This window comes from Microbacterium sp. Kw_RZR3, assembly GCF_029222405.1.
Classification (GTDB): domain Bacteria; phylum Actinomycetota; class Actinomycetes; order Actinomycetales; family Microbacteriaceae; genus Microbacterium.
In genome coordinates this window covers 1-2,743 of sequence record NZ_JARHXC010000178.1, presented here as the reverse complement: position 1 = coordinate 2,743, position 2,743 = coordinate 1, and the positions used below count along the sequence as shown (strand labels likewise).

2 protein-coding genes are annotated in these 2,743 nt (G+C 71.5%); both read left to right on the top strand.

Going from position 1 to position 2,743, the window contains the following annotated elements:
- Positions 1 to 1,451, top strand: a 1,451-nt coding sequence (locus P2P98_RS09285; RefSeq protein WP_275799380.1) for a sugar ABC transporter ATP-binding protein, incomplete at its 5' end; no start/stop codon positions are given.
- Positions 1,444 to 2,457, top strand: a complete 1,014-nt coding sequence (locus P2P98_RS09280) for a LacI family DNA-binding transcriptional regulator (RefSeq protein WP_275799379.1) — start codon at positions 1,444 to 1,446, stop codon at positions 2,455 to 2,457. The genes P2P98_RS09285 and P2P98_RS09280, both read left to right, overlap by 8 nt.
- The last annotated feature ends 286 nt before the right edge of the window (positions 2,458 to 2,743 follow it).

The window sequence follows — 2,743 nt, the reverse complement described above, 5'->3', positions numbered from 1 at the left end:
ACTTCCGCCTCCTCCCTGGCGAGGTGCACTCGCTCATGGGCGAGAACGGCGCCGGCAAGTCCACGCTGATCAAGGCGATCACCGGTGCACTCCGTCTCGACTCCGGGTTGATCGAGCTCGACGGCCGGGAGGTGCGGTTCTCCTCTCCGGCGGATGCGCAGGCGGTCGGCATCTCGACCGTCTATCAGGAGATCGACCTCCTGCCCAACCTCACGGTGGCCGAGAACATCTCGCTCGGCCGTGAGCCGCGTCGCTGGGGCGTCATCGACCACCGCGCGATGCGCGAGCGCGCCGTCGAGGCGCTGACGTCGCTCGGCGTGGACGTCGACCCGTCCTCGGTGCTGTCGTCGCATCCCCTCGCGGTGCAGCAGCTGGTCGCGATCGCGCGGGCGGTCTCGACCGAGGTCAAGGTGCTCGTGCTCGACGAGCCCACGTCGAGCCTGGATGCCGACGAGGTCGCCGAACTGTTCCGCGTCATCCGCGACCTCAAGGCGCAGGGCATCGCGATCGTCTTCGTCTCGCACTTCCTCGATCAGGTGTACGAGATCTGCGACCGCGTCACGGTGCTGCGCGGCGGACGCCTGGTCGGCGAGTACGGCACGCGTGAGCTGCTGCGCATCGATCTCGTCGAGAAGATGCTCGGCGCGACCGCCGAGGTCCTCGCACCGCTCGGTCAGCGCGAGATCGAGACCACCGAGGGCCCGTCGGTGCTGAGCGCCCGGGGCTTGGCATCCGGGGCCCGTCTTCGCGAGGCCGATGTCGACATCGCCGAGGGAGAGGTGATCGGGGTCGCGGGGCTTCTGGGATCCGGCCGCAGCGAACTCGCGCGCTCGCTCACGGGTGTCGACCGCCCCGACGGCGGCGAGCTGCGCATCGACGGCGAGCCCGTCCGCCTGTCGTCGCCGCGCGAGGCGATCCGCCGCCGCGTCGCCTACTCGTCGGAGAACCGGCGCACCGAGGGGGTCATCGGCGACCTCAGCGTCCTCGACAACATCACCCTGGCGCTGCAGGCGCAGCGCGGGATCTTCCACCGGCTCACCAACGCGCGGCGCCGCGAGCTCGCGATGAGCTGGGTCGAGGCGCTGCACATCCGGCCCGCCGACATCGACCGTCCCGTCCGCACGCTCTCGGGCGGCAACCAGCAGAAGGTGCTCCTCGCGCGTCTGCTCGCGCTGTCGCCACGGCTCATCGTGCTCGACGAACCCACCCGCGGCATCGACGTCGGGGCGAAGGCCGAGATCCAGCGGCTGGTGGGAGAGCTCAGCGACAACGGGCTCTCGATCGTCTACATCTCGGCCGAGCTCGACGAGGTGCTGCGCGTCGCTCATCTGGTCGCGGTGATGCGCGACGGCGTCCTCGCGCAGATCGTGCCGGCTGCCGACCTCACCTCCGACGCGCTGCTCGCGCTCGTGGCCGGTCATACGAGCGGAGACGAGGGCGGCGTTGGCTGAAGACAAGGCCTCGCGGACCGCCAACATCTTCGATGTCGCCCGCCTCGCCGGGGTGTCGCACCAGACCGTCTCGCGCGTGCTCAACAACATGCCGAACGTGCGCCCCGCGACCCGCGCGCGCGTCGAGCAGGCGATCGCGCAGCTGCGCTACAGCCCGTCACCCGCCGCCCGTGCGCTGGTCACCCGCCGCACCCGCACGATCGGCCTGGTCACCCCGGGCACCGTCGACTACGGCCCGACCTCGATCGCCACGAACTTCAACTTCGCCGCGCGCGCGGCCCGGTACAACGTCGACGCGATCAGCTCGCCGCAGAGCGACGTCGCCCCGGTTCGTGCGGCCATCGACGGCCTGCTGAAGCAGCGCGTGGATGCCATCGTCCTCGTCGTCGTCGACACGGAGGTGCTCGCGGCGGTCCAGGCGCTCGACATCGACGTCCCGATCGTGGCGGCGGCGGCCAGTGCCCGTCCTCACCCTCGCCTCGTGGCGATCGATCAGTACCGCGGGGCGCGCAGCGCCGTTCGGCACCTGCTCGAGGCGGGATATGACACCGTGCGCCACATCGCCGGCCCTGCGCGGAACCCCGACGCCGTCGAGCGCATCCGTGGGTGGCGCGAAGAGATCGCGACCGCTCGCGCGCAGTCGACGCCGGCCGTGCACGGCGACTGGTCGGCGGCGAGTGGATACCGCATCGCGTCCGAGGCCGATCTGTCGCCGGGCGAGGGCATCTTCGTCGCCAACGACCACATGGCGATCGGCGTGCTCTCGGCGCTGCGCGAGCGCGGGCTGCGCGTGCCCGAGGACATCGGGGTGGTGGGCTTCGACGATGTGCCCGAGGCCGCTTTCGTCTACCCCTCACTGGCCACGGTGCGACAGGACTTCGCCGCCCTCGGCGAGATCCTCATGCAGAAGGTGCTTCTGCTCGTCGAGGAACCCGACACGGTGACCGAGAGCACACCCCTGCCGACGCGGCTCGTCGTACGGTCGTCGGCGCCGCTCGCGCGCTGAGGTGCGCCGTTCGCTCGCGTGCTTGTTCGCGGGCGTCGGGCGTGTGCCGACCGCCCTTAGCGTCCCCGCCCCCGCCGCCGCCCCCGCGCCCCTCCCCGGTGCCGCCGCCCGCGCGGCGCATAAACGCGATCCACTCGCATAAACGCGGTGTGCACGTGTTTCTGTGCGCGAATAGCGTTTATGCGTCCACCCGACGGCGCCAGCGACGCGGTCCCGGCCCGCCCCGCACCGCCTCTCGTCCACGGCCCGGCCCGCCCCAACCCGCCCGCGGCCCCGATACGGCAAG